We start from the raw sequence: 26,691 nt of genomic DNA, 5'->3' as shown, positions 1-26,691 counted from the left end.
CTGCTTGATCGCCGCTAGCTGAACCCCGAGGAAAGCATAGCTGAACCGAACCCGTCCCCAAGGTAACCGATCAGCCGCGGATGTGACACTCCATTGTGGACTACGGCGGCCGGCTCAGTCCGGCGAGGGCCCGCCGAAGGACCGCAGCCGCAGGCTGTTGGACACGACCAGAACCGACGAAAGCGACATCGCCGCCCCGGCGATGAGCGGGTTCAGCAGGCCGAGCGCGGCCAGCGGCAGCGCCGCGACGTTGTAGGCGAAGGCCCAGACGAGGTTGCCGCGCAGCACGCCGAGGGTGCGGTTCGCCAGCCGGATCGCGTCCGGCACCACTCCGAGGTCCTCCCGCACCAGCACCACGTCCGCCGAGCGCAGGGCGATGTCGCTGCCGTGCGCCATGGCCAGGCCGAGGTCGGCGCCCGCGAGCGCGGGGCCGTCGTTGATGCCGTCGCCTACCATCGCGACCCGCGCTCCCCCGGCCCGCAGCCGGTCGATCACCGCGGCCTTCTCGGCGGGCAGCACCTCGGCGAGCACCTCGTCGACGCCGATCTCCGCGCCGACCGTCTCGGCCGCGATCCGGTGATCGCCGGTGAGCAGCACCGTGCGCAGGCCCAGCTTCCGAAGCTCGGCGACCGCGCCGCGGGCGGACGGCTTGACCACGTCCCGCACGACCAGCACCCCGGCCGCTTCGCCGTCGATGGCGACCACCACAGCGACCGCGCCGTCGGCCTGCGCCGCGACGATCCGTTCGACGCATTCCTGAGGCAGAACGATCGCCCGCTCGGCGACCAGCCGCGGGCTGCCGACGAGCACCCGGTGGCCGTCGACCCTGCCTTCCGCGCCGAGGCCCGGCAAGGCGGCGAACTCCGTGACCTCGGGCAGCCCGGCGACCTCGGCTTCGGCTGCGGTCACCACGGCGGCGGCCACGGCGTGTTCGGAGCCGGACTCGACCGCGCCGGCGAACCACAGCAGCTCGCCCCCGGTCCGGCCGGCGACCGGGTGCGCGGCGATGCAGGTCATCCGGCCGGTGGTGACGGTGCCGGTCTTGTCCAGCACGACGGTGTCCACCCGGCGGCTCGCCTCCAGCGCCTCGGGGCCCTTGATCAGGATGCCCAGCTGCGCGCCCCGCCCGACGCCCGCGGCCAGCGCGGTCGGGGTGGCCAGGCCGAGCGCGCACGGGCAGGCGATGATCAGCACCGAGATCGCCGCGGTGAACGCGTCCCGTACCGGGTGCCCGGTCCACCACCAGCCGAGTGCGGTCAGCACGGCCAGTACCAGCACCGCGGGGACGAACACCGCGCAAATCCGGTCCACCAGCCGCTGCACCGACGCTTTGCGCGCCTGCGCCTGCTCGGCCAGCGCGGTCATCTGCGCGAGCTGGGTGTGCGCGCCGACCGCGGTGGCACGCACGACCAGCCGGCCCTCGCGGTTCAGCGCGGCGCCGAGCACCCGGTCCCCCTCGGTCACCTCGGCGGGCACCGGTTCCCCGGTCAGCGCACTGGTGTCCACAGTGGACCGTCCGGCGGTGACGATCCCGTCCGCGGCCAGCGCCTCGCCGGGCCGGACCACGAACCGGTCGTCCACGGCCAGTTCCCCGATCGGCACCAGCCGCTCCACGCCGTCGCGCAGGACCCGGACCTCCTTGGCGGCCAAGGCGTCCAGCGCCGCCAGCAGACCGGCCGCGCTTCGCCGGGAGCGGCTCTCGAAGTAGCGCCCCGCGAGCAGAAACGTGGTGACACCGGCGGCGACGTCGAGGTAGACCGCGTCCGCGCCGGGTGCGGTCGGGCCGAAGCCGACCCAGTAGCCGGGCTCCGCGCTGCCGGCCAGCGTCGTCCATGCCGACCAGGTGAACGACGCGAGCACGCCCAGCGAAACGAGCGTGTCCATGCTCGACGAGCGATGCCGCAGGTTTCGCAGCGCGGCGCGGTGGAACGGCAACGCGGCCCAGAACACCACCGGCGTCGCCAGGGCCAGGCACAACACCTGCCAGCCGGGGAACCGCAGCGACGGCACCAGCGCCAGCGTGATCGACAGGTCTCCGATCGGGACCGCCAGCACCGCGGCCACGATCAGCCGTCGCCGGAGGTCGCGTACCCGTGCGGTGGTCAGGTCCGGAGCATCCTCGCCGCGCAGCCTGGCCTGGTAGCCGGCCTTGCGCACGCGTTCGAGCAGGACTTCGTCGCCGACGTCTGCCGATACGTGCACGGTGGCGCGTTCGGTGGCGTAGTTGACCGAGGCACGGACGCCGTCGATCTTGTTCAGGGTCCGCTCGACGCGCGCGGAACAGGCGGCGCAGGTCATGCCGCTCACGTTCAGCTCGATGGTGCGCACCGACGGACCGGCCGGGGTGGTGGTGATGGTCATGTACGGCTCCGTGTTCCGGTCATCGCCCACGCTCGGCGAGCTGGGCGAGCATGGCGTTGTAGGCGTCGAAATCCGCTTCACCGGTGCGGTCGGTCCGTTTGGCGCGCCGTTCGTCGTCGCGGGACCACTGCACGAGCAGCGCCACGACGACGACCACCAGCGGGATCTCCCCGCTCGCCCAGGCGATCCCGCCGCCGAGGCGCTGGTCGGCCAGCAGGTCACCGGCCCAGGGCAGGGCGAGGTAGTGGTAGTAGGTCGCGGCGATCACGGTCTGCTTGCTCATCACGATCACGCCGAAGAACGCGTGGAACGGCATCACCGCGAACAGCACGCCGAGGCGGGCCAGGTGCGGGATCCGGCGGGGCGTGCGGTCGGTGCCGACCACCACCCAGGCGAACAGGTACCCGGTGATCAGGAAGTGCAGCCGCATCAGCTCGTGCGACCAGTGGAAGAGCATCGCCTGCCCGAACAGGTCCGAGAAGTACAGCGCGTAGAACGACCCGGCGAACAGGATCGCGGCCACCGCCGGATGGGCGAGGAACCGGGTGACCGGGGCGTGCAGCAGGTCCACCAGCCATTCCCGCGCGCCCGGCACCCCGGACCGCGCGGGCAGCGCCCGCAGCGCGAGCGTGACCGGGCCGCCGAGCACGAGCAGGACCGGGCCGTACATGTTGAGCCCCATGTGGGTGACCATGTGCAGGCTGAAGGTGCCGGGCGAGTACGTGCCGAGCCCGGACGAGGTCGCGATCAGCACGATCAACCAGCCCAGGAGCCACGCGACGGTCCGGCCGGTGGACCAGGCGTCACCGCGCCGGCGCAGCCTCCGCACGCCGAGCACGTACAGGACGCACGCGAGCACCGCGATCGTCCCGATGATCAGGTCCGGGCGCCAGTCGGTGAGGAACCGCAGCCACGACGGCGGGTCGGGCAGCTCGTAGCCGAGGATCGTCCCCTGCACGGTCGCCGGATCGTTCACGAACGACGGCGGGACGAGGACCGTGAGCCCCACCGAACCGCCGGCGGCGAGCATCAGCAACAGCAGTTCGACCACCGCGACCCGCCGGGGTGCGACACCGCGTGCGGCGGCCAGTATCGCACCGGCCGCCGCGAGCAGGACCACCTCCACCGCGAGCAGCAGCCCGTACCGGCTCATCAGGCCGTCCGGCCGGGCCGTCATCAGCCCGCCCACGGCCCCGGAGATCAGTACGACCACGAAACAGATCCGGGACAGCCGGTGGTAGCGGCGCAGGACCAGCTCGTCAGGAGCGCCGCGGCGGAGATGGGCGAGGAACGCGAAGAGCGCGCCCAGCCAGACCGAGGCCGCGGGCACGTGCCAGACGAGCGCGCCGGTGGCGAAGTCGTGTCCGGCCCCGACCGACGCGTGCCCGATCACCACCGGGGCCAGCAATCCGGCGAGGGAGACGGCCAGCGCGAGCACCGTCGTGCGCCAGGCCATCGCCGGCCAGGTCAGTGCGGTGACGACGGCCGCCACGGCCACCACGCAGAGCCATGCCTTGGGTTCTTCGGTCGCGCCGATCGTGGACAGCAGCGCACCGTTGCCGAGCAAAGTGCCCAGCGGCAGACCGGACGCCGCCGCCGTGGACAGCGGTACCGCCGCGATCGCCGCGGCGAGCCAGCACGCGGCACTCCCCGCGGCGAACCGGACCGCGGCGAACGACTCCGCGGTCAGCTTCCCGTCACGCCGGCCGGGCGCGACGAACGCGGCGAAGGCCAGCCCGCCGGCGCAGCCTGCGCCCGCCGCCACCGCGGTGAACCGGACGATCGCGAACCCGAAGGTCACCCACGGCCCGGGATCGGCGGTGCCCAGCGGTGCGTAGACGTCGCCTGCGGTGGCGACCACGATCAGCAGCAGAGCCAGCCCTGCCACCACCGCGGCCGCCACTGCACCGCGGAACCTGCTTCTGCTCACCCCCCACCGGTCGGCTCCTCCCCCGCGCCGGTTCCCGGCAACCCTGCGTGATCCCGGCCACTCAGCCGGCCGGAAGTCCACAATGGCCGGTCAGCGCTTCCAACGCGGCCACGGCGGCCGGCGCACCGCCGGCCGCCCGGAAGGACTCCGCCACGCGCCTGGCCGCCGCCCGGTACCGCGGGTCGTCGAGCACCTGATCCACCGCCTTGCCCAGTTGCGCGGCCTTCGCCCGGCCGAAGCGCAGCCGGACGCCCGCACCGGCCGTGACGACCTGGTCGGCGATCACCGGCTGGTCGTCCCGAATCGGTGCGACCACCAGCGGCAGGCCGTGCGCCAGGGCTTCGCACACGGTGTTGTGGCCGCCGTGGCAGATCACCGCAGCAGCGCGGGCCAGCACGTCCAGCTGGGGGATCGACGGCCGGACCAGCGCCCCCGGCGCGTCCAGCGTGCCGGACGGGTCGACGATGACCGCTTGCACCCGGTCGGCCCGTTCGCGCAGAGCGGCAGCGCATTCGGCGAGGAAGGCCGCGCCGGTGTTGACCGTGCCCAGCGTGACCAGCACCAGCGCACGCGCGGGATCCACGTCCTGCCAAGGGAAATCGACCTCGGGACGGGCACCGAGCGCCGGACCGGCGAAGGTTACCCCGGCCGGGCCCTCCCCCGCCAGCGCCGCGGTGGTGAACGCCAGCACCAGCCGCGGTGAGAACCGCGGATCCACTGCCGGTGCGCCCAGCCGTTCGGCAAGCGCGGCAAGCAGATCCGCCCGCCACTGCGCCACCTTCGGCAATGCGGAGAGCGGATCGGCCAGATCCGACGACGTACTCGCGGACGTCGCCCACGGCACGCCCAGCCGTTGCGCCACCAACGCTCCGGCGAAGGCTTGCTGATCGGCCACCACGACGTCCGGACCGAACTGCCCGATCGCCGCTTCGACACCTGGGGCCATCGCCTCGGCGAGCGGCACAAGCACCTGCTCCCACAAGAACTTCAACGCGGCGAAGCCCTGCAACCCGTCCGGGCGCGGCGGCAGCGGGATCGTGCCGCAGGGCAGCACCGGCTCCCCGGCAAGCGATCCGGGCGCGCCGGTCCACGCCACCACGTGTCCGCGCGTCCGCAGTTCGGCGGTGACCGCGACCAGCGGGTTGACGTGCCCTGGAAATGGGGGAACTACGAACAGGAACCTCACGCGTTCACCAGTTCATGCCCCGCCACCCAGTCCAGCAACAATCCCCGCACCGTCCGATGTGCCTCCACCAGAACCGAATGCCCTTGCCCCGGAAGCACCTCAGTGCGGCAATTCGGCAACATCGCGCCGACCGCGTGCGGATCGTCCCGCTGGAAGCCCTCACTGCCCACAATGGACAAAACCGGACACCGAATCTCCGCCAGTCCCTCCGCATCCAGCAGCGGCCCCAGCGGAATCTCCTCCGCCATCGTCGTCGCACGCAGGCGCTTCCCGGTCGCACGCGCGAGCCGGGCGTGGTGCTTGCCGAAGGTCGCGCTCAGCCAGTCGAAGAACTCCTCACGGCTGAGTTCCTTCATGATGTTGGCCAGGGTGCGCCCCATTTTGCCGGCCCACACCGCGGTGGCCGGTTCGGACTCGATCGACACCACCGTGGCCACCCGGTCCGGGTGCCGGGCGGCGAAGCTGAGCGCGATCGTGCCGCCGAAGCTGTTGCCCACCAGGTGCACGGGGCGGCGCAGGTCCAGCCCGTCGAGCAGCCCGCGCAGATCGGCCACGAAATCGCCGATCCGGTACCCGCTGGCGGGCTGCTCGGTGCGGCCGTGCCCGCGCAGGTCGTAGGCGAGGACTTCGACGCCCGAAGCGGCGACGGGGGCGGCCAGCGTCAGGTAGAAGCTGGCCAGGCTGTCGGTACCGAGGCCGTGCACGAACACCACCAGCGGCGGCGGGCGGTGCGCGGAGTCCCCGGCCGGCATCCGCTCGTAGTGCATGCGGATGCCGTTGGCGACGAGCATGCTCACCGGCGGCTCTCGACGTACCCGGCCAGCTGCCCGACGGTCAGCTCGATCACCTCGTCCAGGTCCTTGTCGGCCAGCCATTCGGCGAGGTTGATCCGCTCCCCGTAATGGTCGCGCAGCCGCCCGGCGAGCGCCACCAGATCGATGCTCTCCAGCTGCAGATCCTCGTGGAACGACGAGTCCGGGGCGATCTCGACGTCCTCGGCCTCGTATTCGCCGAGGATGTCGCGCAGGATCGCGCACACCGTCTCGAAGGCCGGGGCGTCCACGGCCGGTTCACTGCTCACTGTTCTCCTTCCAGCTCACCCGGTACTGCCGCGGCGGCAGCCCGGGCGGATTGACGAGCGTCGCCGGGCCGTCCCCGGAGACGCGGATCCACGGATCGGTGCCGGCGATCGCGGCACCCAGCTCGCCGTGGCAGGCGAAGGCGACCTTCAATTCCGGCAGCGCGAAGCCGTGGCAGCCCGTCGCCGTGCCGTCCTCCCGGACGAGGATTTCGGCCGGGTAGATCGGACCGGCCCCGCGCTCCCACAACAGGCCGCGCACGGCGTCCTTGATCGCGGCCGAGCACCCAGTGCCGACGGTCCCGCACCGGGACCCGTTCGTACTGCGCGCGTTCCGCCGCGCTGAGGTACTTGCCCAGGTACAGCTCACGCGAGGCGAGCCCGGGCCAGCGCTCGAACACCGCGTACCAGCCGCCGGGCTGCCGTTGCGCGATCAGGTTCCGTTCCGGGACGAGGTAGGCGGGCTCGATGTCCGGATGGCAGTCGAACTGGCGGTCACGCCAGCCGCGCACCTCGGCGTGCACCCGGCCGTCGTGGACCAGTTGCGCCTCGAACTCCATCCCGGTGCCGGTCACCTCGGTCACCCGCGCCAGGCATTGCAGCCTGGTGCCCGGGGCCGGTTCCTCGCTGTGGAACCGGAATTCCCGGATCTCCACCGGGAACGCCACCCGGTAGTGCTCCTGGGTTTCCACCGCCCACAGGCCGAACAGCTGGCCGATGTTGTCCAGCAGCGCACCGGGCGCGGACGGCACGGTGATCGTGGCGGCTACGTGCCTAGCACCGACCGAGATCGTCTCGGTCAGGCCCTGGAAGCGCGGGCCGTGGAACATCCAGCGCTCGCCGTAGAACCGTTGCGCGCTCAGCCGTGGCGCGCGGCCGGCCGGCATCGGCCAGGGCGCAGGTGGTTCCGGGTAGTCCGCGGCCAGCACGACCCTGGCCCGCGCGTAGTCGCCGAGTTCGAGATCCAGCTGCCCCGGACCGGCCGGGCGGACGGTCAGGGCAACCTCCACGGCCGGGGCCGCGACGAGCCAGTGGTGCAACCGGACGTCGCGGACCGCGATCGCTCGTGCCCCGGGCGCGGCCTTCTCCGCGGCGTCGGCGAGGTGCCGCACGATCGTCGTCGCGGGGACTACCGGCCGCCGGTCGGTGTCGTCCGGCCAGCCCTCCCGCTGCGGCGCGAACGTGTGGTCGAGCAGATACGGCATGGTCTCCAGGGAGAACCGCATCCGCTCCGGCGGGCGGCTCGCGGCCAGTACGGCGGAGGCCGACTCGGCGGTTTCGCGCAGCAGATCGTCGAACTCGGCGGCCAGTGGGTGCTGCCCGGCGGACGGCCGGGACGCCATGGCGGGCAGGAGTCCCGCCGCTTCGGGGCCGAGGCTGACCAGGCCCGCGGACAGTTCGATCGGCACCGTGCCGGGCCGCCGGGTGAGGGCGCCGAAGTCCGGCTCCCCGCCTTCGGCCCAGACCGCGGCGGCGACCCGGCGCAACTGGTCCATTCCACTCCGGTGCGCCGAACTGGCCGCGATCGCGAGATGCTCGTCCCGATCGAGGATACTGTCCACAAGGGAGCCGAGCTGGCCGTGCCCGGCCTGCACGAACACCCGTGCGCCGTCTGCGTAGAGAGCGCGGATCAACTCGGTGAACCGCACGGGCTCCAGCAGATGCCGCACATACACCTCGCGCACCGCTGCCTCGTCCCGGGGGAACGGCGCGGCGAGCGTCGCCGACCACAGTGGCACGGACGGCTCGTGCACGGCCAGCGTGTCCGCGAAAGCGCGGAACGGCGCGAGATAGGGCGCCAGCATCGGGGTGTGGAAGCCTGACCGGAACGGCAGCACCTGGCACAGCACGCCCTGCGCGCGGAATTCGCCAAGCAGTTCGGCGACCGGTTCCGCCGGGCCGCACACGATCGTCTGCAACGGGGAGTTCTCGTGCGAGACCACCAGTTCCGGCGGCAGCGCGGCCCGTACCCGGTCCGCCGGGCAGCCGAGCACCGCGAACTCCACCCCGGGCACCTGCAGCGACTCCGGATCGGACCGGGCGAGCAGAGTGTCCACTTCGGACGCCGAGTGCACCCCGGCCGAGACCATCGCGGCCCATTCGCCGACGCTGTGCCCGGCGACCGCGTCCGGCACCACGCCGAGGCCTCGCAACGCGGTGTCCAGCAACCGGTCCACCTGCAGCACGGCCAGCCCGTGCCGGCCGACTCCGTCGGTGCGTACCACCGGCTTCGGCAGTCCGAAGTGGACTGCGACGTCGTCGAGGCTCGGGGCGAACTCGGCCTCCAGGCCGGGGAAGACGAACGCCACCTTCGCCCGCGGATCGGCGAGCAGCGGCGCGGGGCTGAACCAGAGGTCCTGCCGGCCGCGCCACGGCCGGCCCTTGGCGACCGCTTTCCGGGCCAGTGCAAGGCGTTTCGCCGTCGGCGCAACGAGCGCGAGCCGGATCCGGCCGGTGCCCGGCGCCACGGCGCGCAGGTCGCCATCGGCAGCATCGAGCAGGCGGGCAAGGTCTGCGGTGGTGTCCGCGGCGAACCGCAGCACCCGGTCCGGCTCGGTCACCACGGGCGCCGGGACCGGGGCGGCACCGGGCGCCTGCTCCAGCACGACATGGGCGTTGATCCCGCCGAACCCGAACGCGTTCACCCCGGCGCGGCGCGGTCCGGTCCACTCGCGGGCCTCGCGAACCGGGGCGAACCGGGTGCCCGCCAGCGCCGGGTGCGGATCGTCGCAGTGCAGGGTCGGCGGCAGCACGCCGTGGTAGACCGCGAGCGCCGCCTTCACCAGCGCCACGACCCCGGCGGCCGACATGGTGTGCCCGATCATCGATTTGACCGAGCCCAGCACGGCAGGCTCGCCCTCACCGAAGACCCGGCGCAGCGTGGCGAGTTCCGCCGCGTCCCCGGCCGGTGTACCGCTGCCGTGCGCCTCCAGCAAGCCGATCGAGCCGGGAGCGGCCGGGTCGAGACCGGCTGCGCGCCAGGCCATCTCGACCGCGCGGACCTGCCCGGCGGGGCCCGCGCCGTGGCCGTCCCCGGCGACGCCGGAACCCCGCACCACGGCGTAAATCCGGTCACCGTCGCGCTGCGCGTCGGCGAGGCGTTTGAGCACCACGACGCCGGTGCCCTCGCCGAGCACGATGCCATCGGCGCCACGGTCGAACGGCCGGAGGCACTTGCTCGGCGACAGCGCGCGCAGCCGTTCGAACACGCTCCAGAGCGTCACATCGTGGCAATGATGCACGCCACCGGCGAGCATCGTGTCGCACCGGCCGGTGCTCAGCTCGGTCATCGCCTGGTCGACCGCGACGAGGGACGAAGCACAGGCGGCGTCCACGGTGTAGGCCGGGCCACCGAGGTCGAGCCGGTGGGCCACGCGAGTGGCCGCGAGGCCAAGGGGCTCTTCCGGCCGGTCGTCGCCGAGTGCGCCGGTGAACGCAGTGTGCACTTCGGACAGCTGGCCGGCGGAAAGGCCCGGAACCAGCTCGGCGAGGGTGTGCACGAGCTCCTGCGCGGTCCGCACGCGCTGGTCGAGCCGCGCGATCCCGGGCGTGAGATGGCCGCCGCAGCCGAGGACGACCCCGGTCCGCGACCGGTCGCCGAGCCGTCCCTCGCCGCCCGCGTCGTCCACCGCGGCGGCCGCCACCTGCACGGCGATCAGCTGGTCGGGCTCGGTCCCGGACAGCGCGGGCTCGGCACTCGCCGCCACGAACCCGCCCCGGCCGCCGGGCAGCCCGCGCCCGGCGGGCACGTCGGTCACCGCGTCCACCCCGGTGACCAGGTTGTGCCAGTACCGGGCCAGGTCCGGCGCCCCGGGCAGGAGCACTGCCATGCCGACGATCGCGACCGGCGTCCGCTCAGCCACGCTCACCAGCCGGAGGCGGTGTGCACGACGGCGGTCAGCGCCGGGTCGCCCCAGGCCAGCTCCCGCAGCAGCGCGGCAGTGCCCTCCTCCGGGTCGATCAGCTCGATCCCGCGCCCGGCGTAGCTGCGCGCCAGTTCGTGCGAGACCATGCCGCCGTGCGTGGCGTCCGGCGCCCACGGTCCCCAGTGGACGGTCAGCGCCCGCTGCCCGCTCCGCTGCGCCCAGGCGGCGCCAAGCGTCTCCAGCGCGTCGTTGGCCGCAGCGTAGTCGGTCTGCCCGCGGTTGCCCAGCGCCCCGGCGATGCTGCCGAACAGGACGACGAACCCGGGCGGCTGCGGCACCGTGTCCAGCGCGGCCAGCAGCGCCTGCGCACCGTCCACTTTGGTGCTGTAGACGCGGCGGAACGACTCGGGGGCCTTCTCCGCGAACAGCCGGTCCTCGATCACGCCCGCAGCGTAGACGACGCCGTCCAGCCGGCCGTGCTCGGCGTGGATCTCCTTCACCACCTGGTGCAGCGCCTCACTGTCGCGCACGTCGGCGGCGTGGTAGCGCACACTGGACGCCTTGTCCCGCAACGCGTCCAGCGTCGCGGTGACCTCCCGTTGCGCCAGCACGAGACGCGCCGCGCGGGCCACCTCGGCCGGCCCGCCCACGCCCTGCCCGGCCAGCACGCGCCGGAGCGCGGGCAGGGCGGCCGCGGCCTGGACGGCCGGATCCTCCGGGCCGGACGGTAACGGAGTCCGCCCGACCAGCTCGATCGCGCAGCCACCGGCGGCGAACGCCTGTGCCGCGTGCGCCGTGATCCCCCGCCCGCCACCGACGAGCAGCACCACCGCATCGGGGCCCAGCCCGAGTGCGGAGGCTTCGGACGCGCCGTCACCGGTCTGCCCGGCGCCGGTCGCCGCGAGCGGCGCGGGCACGAGCCGCGGTTCGGCGCGCGCACCGGTCGAGACCCGCACCACCGGCGCCCCGCTCACGGCCAGCTCGCGGACCAGCAGCTCGACCGGCCCGTCCAGCTCGACGGCCCGCAGGTCGGTGTCCGGGTATTCCCGCGCGAGCGACCGGAACAGCCCGCGCAGCCCGGCGAACGCCGTCGTGCCCGGCCGCGTGAGAACGAACAGCCGCTGGGGTGCCCGCGACAGGTCTTCGCGCAGGCTCGGGATCAGGTCCGGCAACGTCGCGTCGGTGTCGGCGAGCGGTTCGAGGTGGACGACGGTGTCCGCGCCACTGGCCGCGACCTTCGCGCCGTGCCGGGCGAGCGCTGCGCCGAGCGCAGCGTGCAGCTTCGCGTCGCCACCGGACAGGGCGACGGTCATCCCGTCCAGCTCGTGCTCCCCTACGACGATTCCGGCGCCGGACAACGGAACCGGCTCCAGCACGTACCGCCGTGGCGCGGTCCCGCGCGGCGTATCCACGACCGGCTCCGGCTCCGGCGGTGCGACGTCGGTGACTGCGGCGGGCGGCTCCTCCGCACCGCCGAACCACTCCGCCATCGCCCCCACCGAGCGCAACGCCGACAGATCTTCCACATCCGCACCCGCGGGGACCGCCAGGCGCCGCACCAGTTCCCCGGCGATCTCCGTCCGCTTGATGGAGTCCACGCTCAGATCCGCTTCCAGATCCAGCTCCGGCTCCACCATGTCCGCCGGATACCCGGTCCGGTCGGCGACCACCGAGACCACCACGCCCAGCACGTCCGCCACCGGTTCCGGCTCCGGCTCCGGTTCCACGGCGGGGACAGCATGCTCCACCACGACGGGCGCGGGCAGCGCGGCCGAGGCCGGCGCGCCGAGATAGCTCAGCAGCACGTCCCGTTGCGCGGCGACCTGCTCCCGGCTCGTCCGCAGGAACTCGCGGATCAGGTCTTCCCGTTCGCCCATCGGCGCCGCCTGCCTTTCACCCGTGGTCAACGCTTCGATCCGCCGTGCCGGGACCAGCCCGCCCGCCGGCGGCCTCCCGTCCGCAGCGCGCACGGCCTGCCCGTCCACAGTCCACTTCGGACTCTTCGGCGGCTCCTTCGCCGCGTCCCGCACGTCCCGGCCCCGGAAAAGCCAGCCCGCGTCGAGCGGGGTGCCGGACACGGCCAGCGTCGCCACCGCACCGAGGAAGCCGCGCAGCCCGCCGTCGCAGGCGACCGTCGTATGTGGACGGTCACCGAGGATCGCACCGACCAGACGGGACAGTACTCGCCCCGGACCGGCCTCACCGAACACCCTCGCCCCGGCCTCGTACATCGCCTCGATCTGCGCAACGAACGCGACCGGCGCCTCGAGCTGTGCCGCCAGTTCCGCCCGGACCGCACCGGAATACTCCCGCGCGGTCCGGTTCGCGAAGACCGGCAGCTCCGGCGCGCGCACCTCGGCCCCGGCCAGCGCCGAGGCGAACCGCCGCCCGGCGCCGTGCAGCACCGGGCTGTGGAACGCGCACGCGACCGGGATCCGCTGTGCGCTTATCCCGCCTCCCCGCAGGATCGCACACGCATGGTCCACCGCGGGTTCCGGGCCGGAGATCACCACCTGCCGCGGCGCGTTGTGGTTCGCGATCACCACATCGAGATCGCCGAGCGCGGCACGCACCTCGTCCGGGGAGGCAGCGACCGCGGCCATCGTGCCCGGATAGGCACCGGCCACGTCGAGAATCGCTTCCGCACGCGCGCGGGAAAGGCTCAGCAGCGTGGCCGCGTCGAAAGAACCCGCCGCGTACAACGCAACCAGCTCGCCGTAGGAGTGCCCGCCCAGCAGATCCGGCAGTACACCAAGCCGGGTCAGCAGGTGGTGCACGGCCAGCCCGGTCACCCCGAGGGCGGGCTGCGCCACCCTCGTGTCCCGCAGCCGCCGCTCCTGCTCGGCCTCCGCGCCGAATGCGGCGGGCGGGAACAGCTCCGCCGCCGGCGCCCCAGGCAGCCGCAGAAAGTGCTGCAGCTCCGGGAAGGCGACAAATAGTTCGGCGAGCATGCCCGGCCGCTGACTGCCCTGGCCCGGGAACAGCAGCGCCAGCTTGCCCGGCACCACGGCATCGGCCTGGAACAGCCCGGCCTGCGGATCGTGCTCCCCGGCCGCCAGCCGCGGCAGCAGCCCGCCCAGTTCGTCCACAGTGGACGCAACCAGCGCCGCCCGCACCGGACCGCCCCGCCGGGTCGCGCGCTGGGCCGCGGTCGCGGCGAGGTCCCGCAGCCGCACCGGACCCGACCGGATCAGCTCCTGCAGCCACTCCACCCGCAAATCTGGGAACAGGAGCAGCTCGGCAGGCCATTCGTCGGCCGCGTGCCGGGGCGCCGGACCGCGGGCGCCCGCGGTGAGCACGACATGGAAGTTCGTCCCACCGAAGCCGAACGCGCTCACCCCGGCCACCCGGTCGGCGGGCGCGGCCGCCCACGGGCGCGCCTGGTCCCGGAAGGCGAACGGGCTGTCCTCTCCCCAACCCGGGTTCGGCGACCGTACGTGCAGGGTCGGCGGCAAGGTCCCGGTGTGCAGGGCGAGCGCGGTCTTGATCAGTCCGGCGAGCCCGGCCGCGCACTTGGTGTGCCCGATCTGCGATTTGACCGAACCGATCGCGCAGCCGCCGGGTTCCGCGCCCGCCTCGGTGAACACCGCGCTGAGCGTGGTCAGCTCGGTGCGGTCGCCGACCACGGTGCCGGTACCGTGCGCCTCGATCAGCCCGACCGAGGCCGGGGAGAGCCGCGCGTTGCGGTAGGCCCGTTCCAGCGCCGAGCGCTGGCCTTCCGGCCGCGGCGCGGTCAGGCCGAGCGAGCGGCCGTCGCTGGCGCTGCCCACGCCCTTGATCACCGCGTAGACCCGGTCGCCGTCGCGTTCGGCGTCGGCCAGCCGCTTCAGCACCACGCAGGCCACGCCCTCGCCGAGCGCGATCCCGTCCGCCGAGCTGTCGAACGTGCGGCAGCGTCCGGTCGGGGAAAGCGCCTGCACGGACGAGAACATCAGGTAGTCGTTGATCCCGTTGTGCAGGTCCGCGCCGCCGCAGAGGACCACGTCGCTGGTGCCGTTGACGAGTTCCTTGCACGCCACGTCGACCGCCGCCAGCGACGAGGCGCAGGCCGCGTCCACGGTGTAGTTCGCGCCGCCGAGATCCAGCCGGTTGGCGATCCGCCCGGCGATCACGTTGGCCAGCATGCCCGGGAACGAGTCCTCGGTGATCCGCGGCAGCTGCTCGCCGAGTTCCTCCGGGATCTGCCCCAGGTAGCTGGGCAACACGGTGCGCAGCACGGTCGCGTTGGACAGGTCACTGCCCGCTTCCGCACCGAACACGACGCTGGTGCGAGCGCGGTCGAACGCGCCCAGCGCCGCGTCCTGCAGCGCCTGGTCGGCCGCGGCGAGCGCGAGCAGCTGCACCGGCTCGATCGCGGCCAGCGACGACGGCGGAATCCCGTAGGCCAGCGGGTCGAACGGGATCTCCGGCAGGAATCCGCCCCACTTCGACGGCGTCCGGCCCGGCCCCTCGCCGTGGTAGATCTCCGGTGCCCAGCGGCGCGCGGGCACCTCGGTCACCGCGTCCGTCCCGGCGAGAATCCCGGCCCAGAACGCGGCCAGATCCGGTGCCTGCGGGAACATCGCGGACATCCCGACGATCGCCACGTCCAGCGGGGGCGGCGCCTCGGCGCTCGGCGGTGCGGGCAGGCCGAACCGGCACCGCAGCTGGGCGGCACGCCGCTCGTGGAAGTCCTTCGCCCCATCTGTCACCGACCAGTGCAGCGCGCCGACCGTGCCGACCGACGAACGCAACACGGCCACCTGCCCGGCCATGTACAGCCCGGCTTCGACCTGCGCGGCTTCGTCCACTTCGACCAGTCGCGCACCTTCGCGGCGCACGCCCTTGCTCGCGATCCTCAGGCGGCCGACGTTGGCCTGTTCGAGTTCTTCCCACACCTCGCGCTCGGGCAGGCCACCGGCGCGCAGCGTCTCGCGCAACTCGCGGAACTCGGTGACGAACGGGCTGGCCACGCACCGGGTGGCGTGGCCGGGCGCGGTCTCCAGCAGCTCCGTCCCCTCGGCTTCGAGCACCTGACGCTGGAACGCCGGGAGCACTGCGCCCTGTTCGACCGCTTCGCAGGTGAACAGGTATGCGCTGCCCATCAGCACGCCGACCCCGGCGCCGCGTTCGGCCAGCGGCGCCGCGGCCACCGCGACCGCCGCCGCGGACCTCGCGTCGTGCACTCCACCGGCGAAGTAGACGTGCACCTGGTCGCCCGGATGGTCCGCCAGATGGGCGAGCAGCACGTCGATCTGCGCTTCCCACAACGGGAAACTCTCGGCCGGGCCGACGTGCCCGCCGCATTCGGCGCCCTCGAACACGAACCTGCGCGCCCCGGATTCGAGGAACTGCCTCAGCAGCACGGGAGAAGGGACATGCAGGAACGCCTGGATGCCCTCCGCCTCCAACGCCGCCGCCTGCGCGGGACGGCCACCCGCCACGATCACGCACGCCGGCTTGACCTCGTGAATCACCGCGAGCTGCGCGGCGCGCACATCTTCCGGGGCGAAGCCGAGAATGCCCGCCCCCCACGGGCGATCCGGGATCGCGCGCCGGGTGTCCTCCAGCAACGCCCTGGTCTGCTCGGCGTCCGCCAGCGCGAGCGCCACGAACGGCAGCGCGCCCTCTTCCGCCACGGCCGCGGCGAACCCGGCCCGGTCGCTCACCCGCGTCATCGGCCCCTGCGCGATCGGCAGCGCCACCCCGGTCGCCCTGGCCAGCGGGGATTCCGCGCCCAGCGGCGCGGGCGCCGTGGCCGGGACCGCGAGGATCGCTTCGCGCACCGCGCGGACCGCGCGATCGACTTGCCCGAACCGCTCCGCGAACAACGGTGCCAGCAGCTCGTCCGGCGCACTCGGAATGTCCACTTCGGACAGAAGGGGCAGCTCGCGGTCGAGCACCACCCCGCTCGCCCCGGCCGCGACCGCCGCCGCGGCGGTGCGCGGACCGAGCCCGCCGGCCAGCCAGACCGGGGCGCCGGACAGCGCCACAAGCTGTTGCAGCAACACGAAAGAACTCAGCTCGGACTCGTGTCCGCGGGCGAGCACACCGTCGTATCCGGCCGCCGCGCGGGCTTCCAAGAGACTGGTCACTTCGGCGAGCACACGGTACGCGGTGAGCCCGGACCACGTCGCGCCGCGAGCGAGCACCACGGTGTCCACCGCCGCAGGCAGATCGGCCGGGCCGAGCCGGCAGCCCGGGCCGACCCGGACCCCGAAGCCGCCCGGGGCCCACGCCGCGGCCAGATCGAGCGCCCGCCGGGCCTGCGCGTCGCCGCTGCCGAGGTCGAGCACGCCGAGCCCGCCGCCGCGGGCCACCGCCGCGACCAGCCGCGCGTCCGGCGCCCCGGCCGGGCTGAGCCCGAGCACCAGCGCGCGCTCCTCCCGCGCCGTCCCCGATGAAGTCCCCACCGGTCCTCCGTTTCCGTCTCGAGTACACCGGGGATGTCCCCGATCGGGCTAAAACCGGCTCCGCAAGTTAGCCCAGTGAATGGCGCGGATCAACTTTTCCCGGGTTCGAGAAGTGAATATCCGTCCAGCGGGTGAAATATGGCCGGTCACACTTCATCAATTCCGGTGAATTCGGCGCATCCTGCGCGCGCGAAAACCGGCGGAGCCGGACCGCCACGATGCGTTCCCGGTTACTCCGCCGGGAACACGACTATCACGAGCACGGACGGACCGCATTCGCAACGCGGGGCCGCGTCCCACGGACTGGGTAAATGAGCACACACAGGGAGCACGGATCACCGGGCAAAACCTCAGACAGCGTCGGAATACTGAAGTCACCGGTCTGTGGTACGGGCCGAGGGTCCGGGACATGGTCATGATCACCTCGATGGAGACCATGGCGTGCGACGCGGACAACTCGGCCAGTGCGGGTGTGAGCCGACGGTCATCTCGCCACCACAGTGGCCGGCGCGGTCCGGTCAGGTCCACCGGTGGGGCGGGCGGGAGCGGGCGGGGCGGGACGGCCGGTGAGCCTGGAAGGACTGGAAGAGGTAGGCGAGGAGGGGGCGGGCGGCGGGCAGGGCGGTTTCGGGCGGCTGATAGGCCAAGCCCCTCAGGGCCGCAGGAGGAGGGGAGGTCAGCGGGTTGAAGTTCATCGCGGAGTTGCCCGGCGTCGCGGGCGCGCCGGATCAAGGTGGACAGGCCCTCCTCCGCACGGGTGCGCTTACCGCCGTAGTCCACCACCTCGGGGAGGCCGGTCATGAACACCATGTCGAAAGGTCGGTGACCCGAATGGCGCAGCCCGTCTTCAGGATGCCGAACAGGCCGTGCCCCGGGCCGGGGTCGGCCAATGCGTCGTCGAGGGCGGTCGTGCACACGACCAGCCGATCATCGAAGGCGGCGGCGATGAGCGCGGAACGGGCCGGGAAGCGGCGGTAAGGGTGGCCACGCCAACGCCGGCCCGGCGGGCGACCGCCTGATAGCGCCGACGCCGTGGGCCGCGAACACCTCGCGCGCGGCCTTCAGGAGGCGTTCGCGATTGCGGCGGGCGTCGGCACGCAGGTCCACGGCAGGCGGGCCGGAGGCCGCTCCGGGAGGCGCTCCAGCGGCGGGACCGGCGGCGTTGTGAGAGGGCCGATCAAGCAAACTTCTCATTTCCGGCCAAATGGCCGAGCGCGCCCGGTTACGAGGCTAGCTTGATCAAATCAAGCTTTTTCCCTTGAGCACAAGGAGAATCATGCACAACCTGGCTCGCCTGTCCGGCACTACCGCCCTGGTTACCGGCGCATCGGGCGGGATTGGCTCCGAGTTCGCCCGCAGACTCGCCCAGCGCGGGGCGGACCTCGTGATCGTGGCGCGATCAGGCGACAAACTGGAGGCTCTCGCCTCGTTCCTGCGCTCGACCCACGGAGTCCGGGTGCGGACGGAGAAGCTGGACCTGTCCGAGACCGACGCGCCACGAGCCCTGTTCGAGCGGACCGTCGAGCACGGGATCGAGGTCGGCTTCCTCGTGAACAACGCGGGCAGCGGAGCGGTCGGGCCGGCGGTGAAGGCCGATCCGGCGGCCATCGCGGCGATGATGAATCTGAACTCGCACGCTGTGGTGGACAGCATGATTCGCTTCCTGCCGGGCATGGTCTCCCGTGGTCGCGGAGTGATCGTGAACGTCGGAAGCGCTGCCGCATTCCAGCCCATGCCGTACGAGGCCGCCTATGCCGCGAGCAAGGCGATGGTGCAATCATTCACCCAGGCAGTCGGTGAGGAGATCGCCGGCTCGGGTGTCCGGGTACTGGCGGTGCACCCGGGCGTGACCGTCACCGGGCAGCGGTCCGAAGAAATCCTGGGCGTAGTGGCGAAATTCTGCGGCCTGCGGCAGCCGGAGCACGTTGTCACCACTGCTTTCCGCGCGCTGGGCTCGCGCAAGTTCTCGGTGGTCGACGGCTGCCGCTACTCGCTGTTCGTCGGTATGACCCAGCGCCTGCCAGCTCGGACGACCGTGGCACTGATGCGGCGGATCACCGAGAAAACCCTCTCCGGAGTGTGATCGGACCGGCCCGTTTCGTCGTAGGTCGTGCGGGCCATCCGGTCGCGGGAGGCGGACGTGGTTCGGAATCCCTGGGCTCACCACGGTTCGGCACCGCCTACCGATATCGCGACCCCGATTCCGCACTGATCGACGGCGAGCATCTCCACCCGCTTCGGCGTCAAGGCGGCTGCGACGAGCCGGCGCAACCACGAGCCCACCGCGGGTCCAAATCAGGATCTACTGCCGTAGGTGTGGGTGAGTTTGGTGTCAGTCCTTTGTGGATCGTGCGGGTAGTGGTGGGCAGAGGCGGCTTCGGGTGAGCATGGCCATGGTGATGAGTGCTTGTGGTGAGCGGAATCCATAGGCCCGTCGGGTGAGGACCCTGAGGTGCGTGTTGGTGGATTCGCTGCGGGCGTTGGATAGTCCGTGGTCGAGGGTGTTGCGGATGAGCGACCGATAGCGTCGGATGGCCTTGGCCAGCTTGACGAATTCGGGTATGCGGCAGCGTGCGGCCCAGGTGAGCCATCCGGCGAGCAGTGCCCGTCCGGTTTTGCCGCGTGCGGCGAATACAGCGCGGAGCTGCTCCTTGAGCAGGTAGGCGCGGTAGAGCCGGTTGTTGGTCTTCGCGATAGCCGCGAGCGTGGTGCGCTGTTCGCCGGTGAGGTCCTCGGGGTTCTTGAGAACGGCCCAGCGGGTTCGGTTGACATCGCTGGCCTGGCCGGTGTTTCCGTTTTCTCGCAGGGTGTTCCATAGTCCGCGGCGTACCTTGTCGACGGCGTTCGTGGCCCACTGGATGACGTGAAACCTGGAATTTGGGTCCGGCCAGTAACACAAGCTCGTCGGCGCCGTCGCCGATGATCAACGCGGGAAGCTGCCCCCGGTAGATCACCGACCGCGAATAGGATTGTTGCGTGATCTCAACCGTGATGCGCTCATCGTCGCGCCGGGTCACCATGACAAGACCTCGTGCACCACGTCGGCCACGGTGCCGTTAACCGCGCGGGTCGTGGTGCCGCGAACTTCACGCGTGGCTACCGCGTCGTCGTAGGACTGGACGCACACGGCGTCCGAGACGGCGCCGCGCTCGCGGACGTAGACCAACGCCGCCGGGTTGTTCGGGTCACCGATCGGTGTTCCCTCCCACCCGCACAGCACCAGGCGCGAGAGCGCCACCGTGTGCCGCGCCTGCTCGTCTGCCGTCACCGCTGACCGTCCCTTTCCGCTCCTTGTTGGATCACGGAACCACCATCGGGAAGGGCAGGCGCGATGAACAGGGGTTTGCCGTCTACCTTCGTCTACAATGATTCGCTCGCAGGGGGTGGCCGGTGGATGACCTAGGAGCGCGGCTCCGGAAAGCCCGCGACGATGCCGGGGTGAGTCTCGCGGCGATAGCCGCCCGCACCCACTACAGCAAGCCCCTGCTCGGCCTCCTGGAGACCGGCAAACGCACCATCAAGCCCGAACACGTGGTCGCGTACTCGCGCGCCCTGAACGTCTCGGTAGCCACGCTGTACGGCCGGCTGGATGACCCGCTGCGGGTCGCGCATGAGTGGCTGGTCGCCGACACCCCGGCTCAGCGTCACGCGGCGGCCGGGCGCCGCGTCGGTCCCAGTCTCGCGAGCGAGCTAGTGTCGTGAGTCGTTAATTCGTTGGCAGTAAGCTGCGAGGGTGTCGAGGATCTGGTCGGCTGGTTTGGTCCAGACGAACGGTTTCGGTTCCTTGTTCCATTCGTTGATCCACTTGCGGACGTCGGCTTCGAGTTCGGTAACGCTGCGGTGCGCGGAGCGGCGGAGTTTGCGGTTGGTCAGCTCGGCGAACCAGCGTTCCACCAGGTTGAGCCAGGAACTGCTGGTCGGGGTGAAGTGCACGTGGAACCGGGGATGGCGGATCAGCCACTCTTTCACCTTCGGGGTCTTGTGGGTGGCGTAGTTGTCCAGCACCAGATGCAGGTCCAGTTCCTTCGGCACTGCGGCATCGATGAGCTTGAGGAACCGCAGGAACTCCTGGTGGCGGTGCCGGCGGTAGTGCTGCGCGATCACCGAGCCGCTCCCGATGTCGAACGCGGCGAACAAGCTGGTGGTGCCGTGGCGAACGTAGTCGTGGGTCATCCGTGCCGGTGTCGTCGGCATGATCGGCAGAATCGGGGCCGTCCGGTCGATCGCCTGCATCTGAGACTTCTCGCCGACCGCGAGCACCACAGCATTTTCTGGCGGATTCATATACAGGCCAACGACATCGCGAACCTTCTCGATGAACTGCGGGTCAGTCGAGAGCTTCCACGTTTCGATCACGTGCGGCTTCAGCCCGAACGCCCGCCAGATCCGCGACACCGCCGACTGCGACATCCCCGCAGCCGACGCCATCGACCGGGTCGACCAGTGCGTATCCTGCCCCGGCGACTCCTCCAGCGTCTTGGTGATCACCTTCTCGACCTGGTCGTCGGTAATCACCCGCGGCCGCCCCGGCCGAGGCTCATCCGACAAACCCTCCAGCCGACGAGACAGAAACCGCGATCGCCACTTGGACACCATGTTCCGCGACACCCCGATGTCCTGCGCGACCTCTCCAATCGTGCCACCCTCCGCGCACCGCAACACGATCCGCGAACGCAACGCCAACGCCTGCGCAGTCTTCCTCCGACGCGACCACCCATTCAAGACACTGACTTCCTCGTCAGTCAGGACCACAGGCTCCGATTTCGGACTCGGCATCGCCACAGCCTACACGACTAGCAACGAATTACTGACTCACGACACTAGAGCGTCGCGTGATCGAGCTACGCCACCTTGACGACGTGATCGGCGGGGGTGACCTCGTTCCCCTCGTGCGACGCGAACTGACCGACGCGGAACACTTGGTCAACGAGTCCAGCTACACCGAGGACACCGGGCGACGCCTGCTCACCGTGGTGGGAGAACTGGCCCAACTCGCCGGGTGGGTTGCCAGCGACGCGGGGCAGTACACCGAAGCCCGACAGGTCTACCTGTCGGGTGTGTCGGCCGCGCAGGATGCTGGTAACCGGGCTCTCGCCGGGCAACTGTTATCGAGCCTGAGCTACCAGATGGCCAACGTTGGCGACCCCGCCGACGCCGGGCTACTCGCCCGCTCCGCCGTCAAGGGCGCCAACGGTTCCACCCCGGTCGTGCGGGCGCTCCTGCTCGAACGCGTGGCATGGGCAAGCGCACGCTCCCGCGACGCCGACGGCACGCGGCGCGCGCTCGACGCGGTAGACGACGCCTACGAAGCCCGCTCCCCGGGTGTCGAAGAACCGGAGTGGGTTTATTGGCTCGACCGCAAGGAAATCGACGTGATGGCCGGTCGCTGCCTGATCGAGCTAGGCGAGCCCGCCCGCTCCGAACCTCTCATCTCCGGCGCGGTGGCCGCCTACACCCCCGAACACGCCCGTGAGGTAGCGCTTTACCGCACGTGGATCGCCGAAGCCTACGCCCGCTCCGGCGACCTCGACGCCGCCCGCGCCGCGCTCCGGGCCGCCCGCAAAACCGGCGACGGGGTGAACTCGACCCGGTTGGCCGTGCGGGTCGATCAGGTGGCCCGGCTCGTCGGCGGGGCACGCCCCTGACCAAGGTCGCCGGCCCTTCGCGCAGGCGCGGCCAGCTCCGTCACGACCGCACCCTACGGGCCGAGTACTGCCGGGGAAATGAGGGAAAACACCCCACTCGTGAGCTACGGCTGTCACGAGGTTGTGCTGCTAGGGTGGTAAATCGACCAGTGAAACACCAGGTCGCGAAACCAGGCACGGTATAGGGCGTTATACACCTGGCATGCACGATCATGCGGGCCGGGATGTTCCGGCTTCTGCGGTGACGACCAGCGTGCCGACCTGGGCCGTTCACATCGCGCTGTCGGTTTCCTCCTGCGCGCGCAGCAGATCTTCGCGCGCGCGGGAGACCCGCGAGCGGACCGTGCCGACCGGGCAGCCGCACACTTCGGCGGCCTCGGCGTAGGACAGGCCGAGGAATTGCGTCAGCACCAGCGCTTCCCGCCGGTCCTCGTCGAGCCCGGCCAGCAGCAGGCCGAGTTCGATCAGGTCCTCGAACCCCGCCGCCCGGCTGCGCGCCGACTGCTCCTCGGCGGCGTGCTGCCAGTCCGCGGTGGCCGATTCGCGCGGCCGCGCGGAGCGCGCGCGGATCCGGTCCACGACCACCCGCCGGGCGATCGACAGCAGCCAGGTCCGTGACGAGGACCGAGCGGCGAACCGGGGCAGAGAGCCGAACGCCCGCAGGTACGTCTCCTGGGTCAGGTCGTCGGCCTCGGCCGGGCTGGTGCGGTGGGCGAGGAACCGCCACACGTCCGCCTGGGTCTCGCGGACCCAGCGTTCCAGCGCGGCCCGATCCCCGCGGCCACCGGCGAGTGCGAGCGCGGTGATCCGCTCGTCGTCGCTGCCACGGCCGATGGACACCCGCATCACGCTAGTACATGGCGGATCACCGGCAGTTCCCGGGCGCGCGGCGAGAAAGTTCCCGGACACCGGGAACTCGCGCCGGGGTACCGGCGACTACGGAGGACGTGAGCTGTGAAATCTTCCGTGAAGCCCTTTCGGCACGGCTGGACGGCGAGGCCGGGCCGGTGCCCGAGGACGAGGTCGACGCGCACCTCGAAACCTGCGGCGCGTGCCGGAGCTGGTACGAGCGCAGCGCCTCGCTCCGCCGGTCGATGCTGGTGCGCGCCGCGCCCGCGGTCCCCGATCTGACCGCGCGGATCATGGCGGAGACCCCACCCCCGCCGCGGGAGAAGTGGGGGCTGCGGGTCGCACTCGCGCTGGTCGGGCTGGTGCAGTGCGGGCTGGCCTTCGCGCAACTGCTGGGCATGGACACCGGCATGCACGACGCGCACGGCGGGGTCATGGAAGGGCACCTGCTCAACGAGAGCGCGGCGTGGAACCTGGCGGTCGGCGTCGGCCTGCTGTGGGCGGCGCTGCGCACGCGGGCCGCCTCCGGGCTGTTGCCGATGATCACCGGGTTCGTCGTCGTGCTGGCCGTGCTCACGACGGGTGACCTGATCGGTGATCGCGTCACCGCCGCGAGGGTGCTGTCCCACACCTTCCTGGTGCTCGGGCTGGTGCTGCTGTTCGCCGTGCACCGCCAGCATCGCGCGCACCACCAGCCAGGTCCGGATCTCACCGACGCGGTGGACACCGGCGAGGAAACCTCGGCGCAGCAACGAGGTGCGCTCGCGCTGGCCCGCCCGCACGGAAAGCGCGGGCGTACGGCGCAACGGCCCACCGGACGGCGCCGGGCCGCTTGACCCGGCGCCGCGCGGTCAGATCATCGCGAGCGTCATCACGCCCATCCCGAGGCTCATCACGCCTTCCATCGCGAGGCCGGTCGTGCGCTGCCCGGGCCGCCGCTCACCCCGGGCCGCATCGATCGCGCGAGAAAGCCAGACCAGCCCGGCCACCACGAAGACCACCGTCAGCACGACCGCGACGATCACCACGTGCGCAGGCCCGTTCGTGGCCATTCTGGCGTGGTCCATACCAGCGTGGCCCATCGCGGCGTGCTCACCGCCGGTCATCGTCATGGTCATCCCTGACATGGCCAGTGGCATCGCGAAGACCATCCACGCCATACCGGCCATCATCAGCGTGTGATGCGTCCAGGCGAACCAGCCGTGCCCACGAGCGGTCACCGCGAACCACACCGCCGCCGCGGCGAAGAGAATGATCTGCGGCAGCCGCGCGAAACTCATCGTCGCCGGCCACGCCATGCTGACCATGCCCGCACACATCAGCGTGTGCAGTACTTCCGAAACCGAGCCGGTGAACTGTGCCCGGCGCACGCAGCGGTACAGGCAGAATGCCGCAGCCATGGCGAAAACGAGCGTGAGGATCCAGCGCAATCCGGGGTCCGTGATCACCGGGTCACCTCCCGTCGCAGGCCCAGCAGCACGTCCACGGCGAGGAAGGCGAGCAGCGAAACCCCGAACACCGGCAGGAACCACCCCAGCACCGCCAGCACGAGCAGCACCGGCGCCAGCACGCGGCCGGGTATCCGCCGCCAGGCCCCGCGCGCCGGTGGGCGGGGCAACCCCGCGCCGTCTCGAACAGGCCTCCGCAGCCACCACATCCGGTATCCCCAGACCACCAGGCAGATCAGCGCGATCCCGACCACCGTGAGCACGATCTGGTTGGCCACTCCGAACAACAGGCCCATGTGCGCGTCGATGCCCCACCGGCTCAGCTTCGCGGCGAGCGGATAATCGGCGAACCGCAGCGTCCCGGTGACCTGCCCGGTGCCCGGGTCGACGGTCATCGAGTCCTGTTTCTCCGGCCAGCTCCGCCCGACCTGCGCCACGACGTAGTTCCCGCCGGGTTTGGCCGGCGGAGTGATCTGCACCGGGTCGGACAGCCCCGCGCGCGCCGTGGCCTCCCGCACCGACTGCCACCCGACGTCGCCCGGAGTGGCCGGCGCGCTCGCGGTCACCGACGGGGTGGTCCAGTCCCACGCGGACCGCAGGTCGGTGATGTTCGCCCCCGCGTGCAGCGACCAGGTGAGTCCGGTGGCGGACAGGAACAGCAGCGCGGCCGCGGTCCACAGCCCGGCGGTGCCGTGCCAGGACAGCAACCGCCGCCGTCCACGCGCACGCCGGACCGACCGGCGCCGGCCGAGCCACAACGCGAGCCCGGCGAGCACCACGACCCACAGCCAGCTCGCCGCCAATTCGCTATACAGGCGGCCGAAATCGCCCAGTTGGAGGTTGCGATGCAGGGTGTCGATCCACCCGCGTATCGGCAGCGCCTGGCCGGATCCGTAGGTCTCCAGCGCACCCCGCACCTCGCCGGTGTGCGGATCGACGAACACCGTGTAGTAGTAACTCGGTTCGAGCCCCGGCCGATTGAAGACGACCTGCGTCGTGTCGGTCTCGGACGGCGCCGGGCGTACCCGGGCCAGCTTGCCGTCCGGCACCTCGGCGCGCGCGATCGAGACCTGCCGGTCGAGCGGTAGCGCGCCGACGGCCGCGGGTACGTGCAGCTCGCGGGCGTAGACCGCCTGCTCCACCTGCGGAGTCCAGATGTAGGCGATCCCGGTCACCGCCGCGATCAGCAAGAACGGCCCGACGAACACTCCCGCATAGAAGTGCAGCCGCAGCAGCAAGGGCCGGATCGCCGCCCAGTTCGCACGGGGTGGCTCCGGGTCCGGGGTGAGATTCGAAGCAGCCGGCTCTGAAGTCGGCACTGACATAGGCGCTCCTCCCGCAGACTCCGCCGTTCCAGGAGTCGGAGCGCGGGGGTGACCGGTTCCCCGGTCTTTCGTGACGGCGGTCACTGCGGGCGATCCTCGGCGCCAAGTGTCCACAGAGGACAGTGCGCACTCGCCTCCGAGGAAGCGGGCAGCGCGGCCCGGTTCCTCGCCGCCGCGTCAGCCTCGCCAGCGGTTGTTCATGAAGGCGTCGTCCTCGTCGTCCATCTCGTCCGAACTCATCCGGGCCCGCCGGGCGGGGCGCTCGGCGCGAACCGGCGATACGGGCGGAGCCGGCTCCGGTCGACGGCCGGACGGAGGCGAGGATTCGAAGTCCAGCCCCTGCGAACCGTTCTCGGCCTGGTGCGCTTCGGGCTCGAAGTCGAACTCCCGCACCTCCTCCGGCTGTACCCGGCCCTTCTCGTCCTCGCGCTTGCCCAGCTCACGGCGGTACATGACGTAGCGTTCGGCGGCCTTGGCCTGCTTCGTCATGAACGCGAGCCCCTGCGCCTTGACCTCGTCGGTGTGCTGTTCACGCAGCGTCGCGCGGTCGGACTGCTCCCGGACGAGAGCATCCAGCCGGGTCCTCAGGCCTTCGAGTTCGTCCACTGTGT

At 71.6% G+C, this 26,691-nt stretch carries 18 protein-coding genes; 4 read left to right on the top strand and 14 right to left on the bottom strand.

What is annotated here, in order from left to right; all coding sequences use genetic code 11:
- Positions 1–114 precede the first annotated feature (114 nt).
- From D5S19_RS05295 to D5S19_RS05265, 7 genes are all read right to left on the bottom strand, one after another.
- Positions 115–2,361, bottom strand: a complete 2,247-nt coding sequence (locus tag D5S19_RS05295; protein WP_120022251.1) for a heavy metal translocating P-type ATPase — start codon at positions 2,359–2,361, stop codon at positions 115–117.
- A 19-nt stretch (positions 2,362–2,380) separates the two neighbouring features.
- Positions 2,381–4,291: a cytochrome c oxidase assembly protein gene (locus D5S19_RS05290; protein WP_233573727.1), complete on the bottom strand. Its 1,911-nt coding sequence runs from the start codon at positions 4,289–4,291 to the stop codon at positions 2,381–2,383.
- A gap of 61 nt (positions 4,292–4,352) precedes the next feature.
- Positions 4,353–5,477, bottom strand: coding sequence for a glycosyltransferase (locus D5S19_RS05285; RefSeq protein WP_120022191.1), 1,125 nt, complete (start codon positions 5,475–5,477; stop codon positions 4,353–4,355).
- Entirely contained in the window at positions 5,474–6,268 is a 795-nt protein-coding gene (locus D5S19_RS05280; protein ID WP_120022190.1) for an alpha/beta fold hydrolase, read from the bottom strand. The genes D5S19_RS05285 and D5S19_RS05280 overlap by 4 nt, the downstream gene beginning before the upstream one ends.
- Before the next feature lie 2 nt (positions 6,269–6,270).
- Positions 6,271–6,558 (bottom strand): acyl carrier protein, encoded by a 288-nt coding sequence (locus tag D5S19_RS05275; protein ID WP_120022189.1) that lies wholly within the window; start codon positions 6,556–6,558, stop codon positions 6,271–6,273.
- Entirely contained in the window at positions 6,555–10,418 is a 3,864-nt protein-coding gene (locus D5S19_RS05270; protein ID WP_233573726.1) for a beta-ketoacyl synthase N-terminal-like domain-containing protein, read from the bottom strand. The genes D5S19_RS05275 and D5S19_RS05270 overlap by 4 nt, the downstream gene beginning before the upstream one ends.
- 2 nt (positions 10,419–10,420) lie before the next feature.
- Positions 10,421–16,813, bottom strand: coding sequence for a type I polyketide synthase (locus D5S19_RS05265; RefSeq protein WP_233573725.1), 6,393 nt, complete (start codon positions 16,811–16,813; stop codon positions 10,421–10,423).
- A gap of 1,276 nt (positions 16,814–18,089) precedes the next feature.
- On the opposite strand from D5S19_RS05265, the gene D5S19_RS05250 reads away from it, so the two are divergent.
- Entirely contained in the window at positions 18,090–18,896 is an 807-nt protein-coding gene (locus tag D5S19_RS05250) for an SDR family NAD(P)-dependent oxidoreductase (protein WP_120022187.1), read from the top strand.
- Positions 18,897–19,145: 249 nt separating this feature from the next.
- Here D5S19_RS05250 and D5S19_RS05240 read toward each other — a convergent pair whose 3' ends face one another.
- The gene (locus D5S19_RS05240; protein WP_120022185.1) at positions 19,146–19,712 is read right to left on the bottom strand and encodes a transposase; all 567 of its coding nucleotides are present in this window, start codon (positions 19,710–19,712) and stop codon (positions 19,146–19,148) included.
- A 114-nt stretch (positions 19,713–19,826) separates the two neighbouring features.
- Positions 19,827–20,081, bottom strand: coding sequence for a hypothetical protein (locus tag D5S19_RS05235; RefSeq protein WP_120022184.1), 255 nt, complete (start codon positions 20,079–20,081; stop codon positions 19,827–19,829).
- Between the two features lie 122 nt (positions 20,082–20,203).
- Between D5S19_RS05235 and D5S19_RS05230 the strand changes: the two genes are divergently transcribed.
- Positions 20,204–20,515, top strand: coding sequence for a helix-turn-helix domain-containing protein (locus D5S19_RS05230; protein ID WP_120022183.1), 312 nt, complete (start codon positions 20,204–20,206; stop codon positions 20,513–20,515).
- On the opposite strand, the gene D5S19_RS05225 is transcribed toward D5S19_RS05230, so the two are convergent.
- Positions 20,504–21,589 (bottom strand): IS630 family transposase, encoded by a 1,086-nt coding sequence (locus D5S19_RS05225; RefSeq protein WP_120022248.1) that lies wholly within the window; start codon positions 21,587–21,589, stop codon positions 20,504–20,506. The genes D5S19_RS05230 and D5S19_RS05225 overlap by 12 nt on opposite strands.
- A gap of 56 nt (positions 21,590–21,645) precedes the next feature.
- Here D5S19_RS05225 and D5S19_RS05220 point away from each other — a divergent pair, with 56 nt between their 5' ends.
- Positions 21,646–22,458, top strand: a complete 813-nt coding sequence (locus D5S19_RS05220) for a transcriptional regulator (RefSeq protein ID WP_199730358.1) — start codon at positions 21,646–21,648, stop codon at positions 22,456–22,458.
- Positions 22,459–22,728: 270 nt separating this feature from the next.
- Here the strand turns inward: D5S19_RS05220 and D5S19_RS05215 are convergent, their stop codons facing one another.
- On the bottom strand, positions 22,729–23,298 hold the full coding sequence (locus D5S19_RS05215) for a sigma-70 family RNA polymerase sigma factor (protein WP_456061898.1): 570 nt from the start codon (positions 23,296–23,298) through the stop codon (positions 22,729–22,731).
- 107 nt (positions 23,299–23,405) lie between these two features.
- Between D5S19_RS05215 and D5S19_RS05210 the strand changes: the two genes are divergently transcribed.
- Entirely contained in the window at positions 23,406–24,143 is a 738-nt protein-coding gene (locus D5S19_RS05210) for a zf-HC2 domain-containing protein (protein WP_233573724.1), read from the top strand.
- 15 nt (positions 24,144–24,158) lie between these two features.
- Here D5S19_RS05210 and D5S19_RS05205 read toward each other — a convergent pair whose 3' ends face one another.
- The 3 genes from D5S19_RS05205 to D5S19_RS05195 all read right to left on the bottom strand — a co-directional run bounded on the left by D5S19_RS05205 (position 24,159) and on the right by D5S19_RS05195 (position 26,686).
- The gene (locus D5S19_RS05205; RefSeq protein ID WP_120022180.1) at positions 24,159–24,755 is read right to left on the bottom strand and encodes a DUF5134 domain-containing protein; all 597 of its coding nucleotides are present in this window, start codon (positions 24,753–24,755) and stop codon (positions 24,159–24,161) included.
- Entirely contained in the window at positions 24,752–26,080 is a 1,329-nt protein-coding gene (locus tag D5S19_RS05200) for a PepSY-associated TM helix domain-containing protein (protein WP_120022179.1), read from the bottom strand. Before D5S19_RS05200 ends, D5S19_RS05205 begins: the two co-directional genes overlap by 4 nt.
- 177 nt (positions 26,081–26,257) lie before the next feature.
- The gene (locus tag D5S19_RS05195) at positions 26,258–26,686 is read right to left on the bottom strand and encodes a hypothetical protein (RefSeq protein ID WP_120022178.1); all 429 of its coding nucleotides are present in this window, start codon (positions 26,684–26,686) and stop codon (positions 26,258–26,260) included.
- Between the last annotated feature and the right edge of the window lie 5 nt (positions 26,687–26,691).

It is taken from the genome of Amycolatopsis panacis (assembly GCF_003600245.1).
Taxonomy (GTDB): Bacteria; Actinomycetota; Actinomycetes; order Mycobacteriales; family Pseudonocardiaceae; genus Amycolatopsis; species Amycolatopsis sulphurea.
This window is presented reverse-complemented; position numbering and strand designations above follow the sequence as displayed.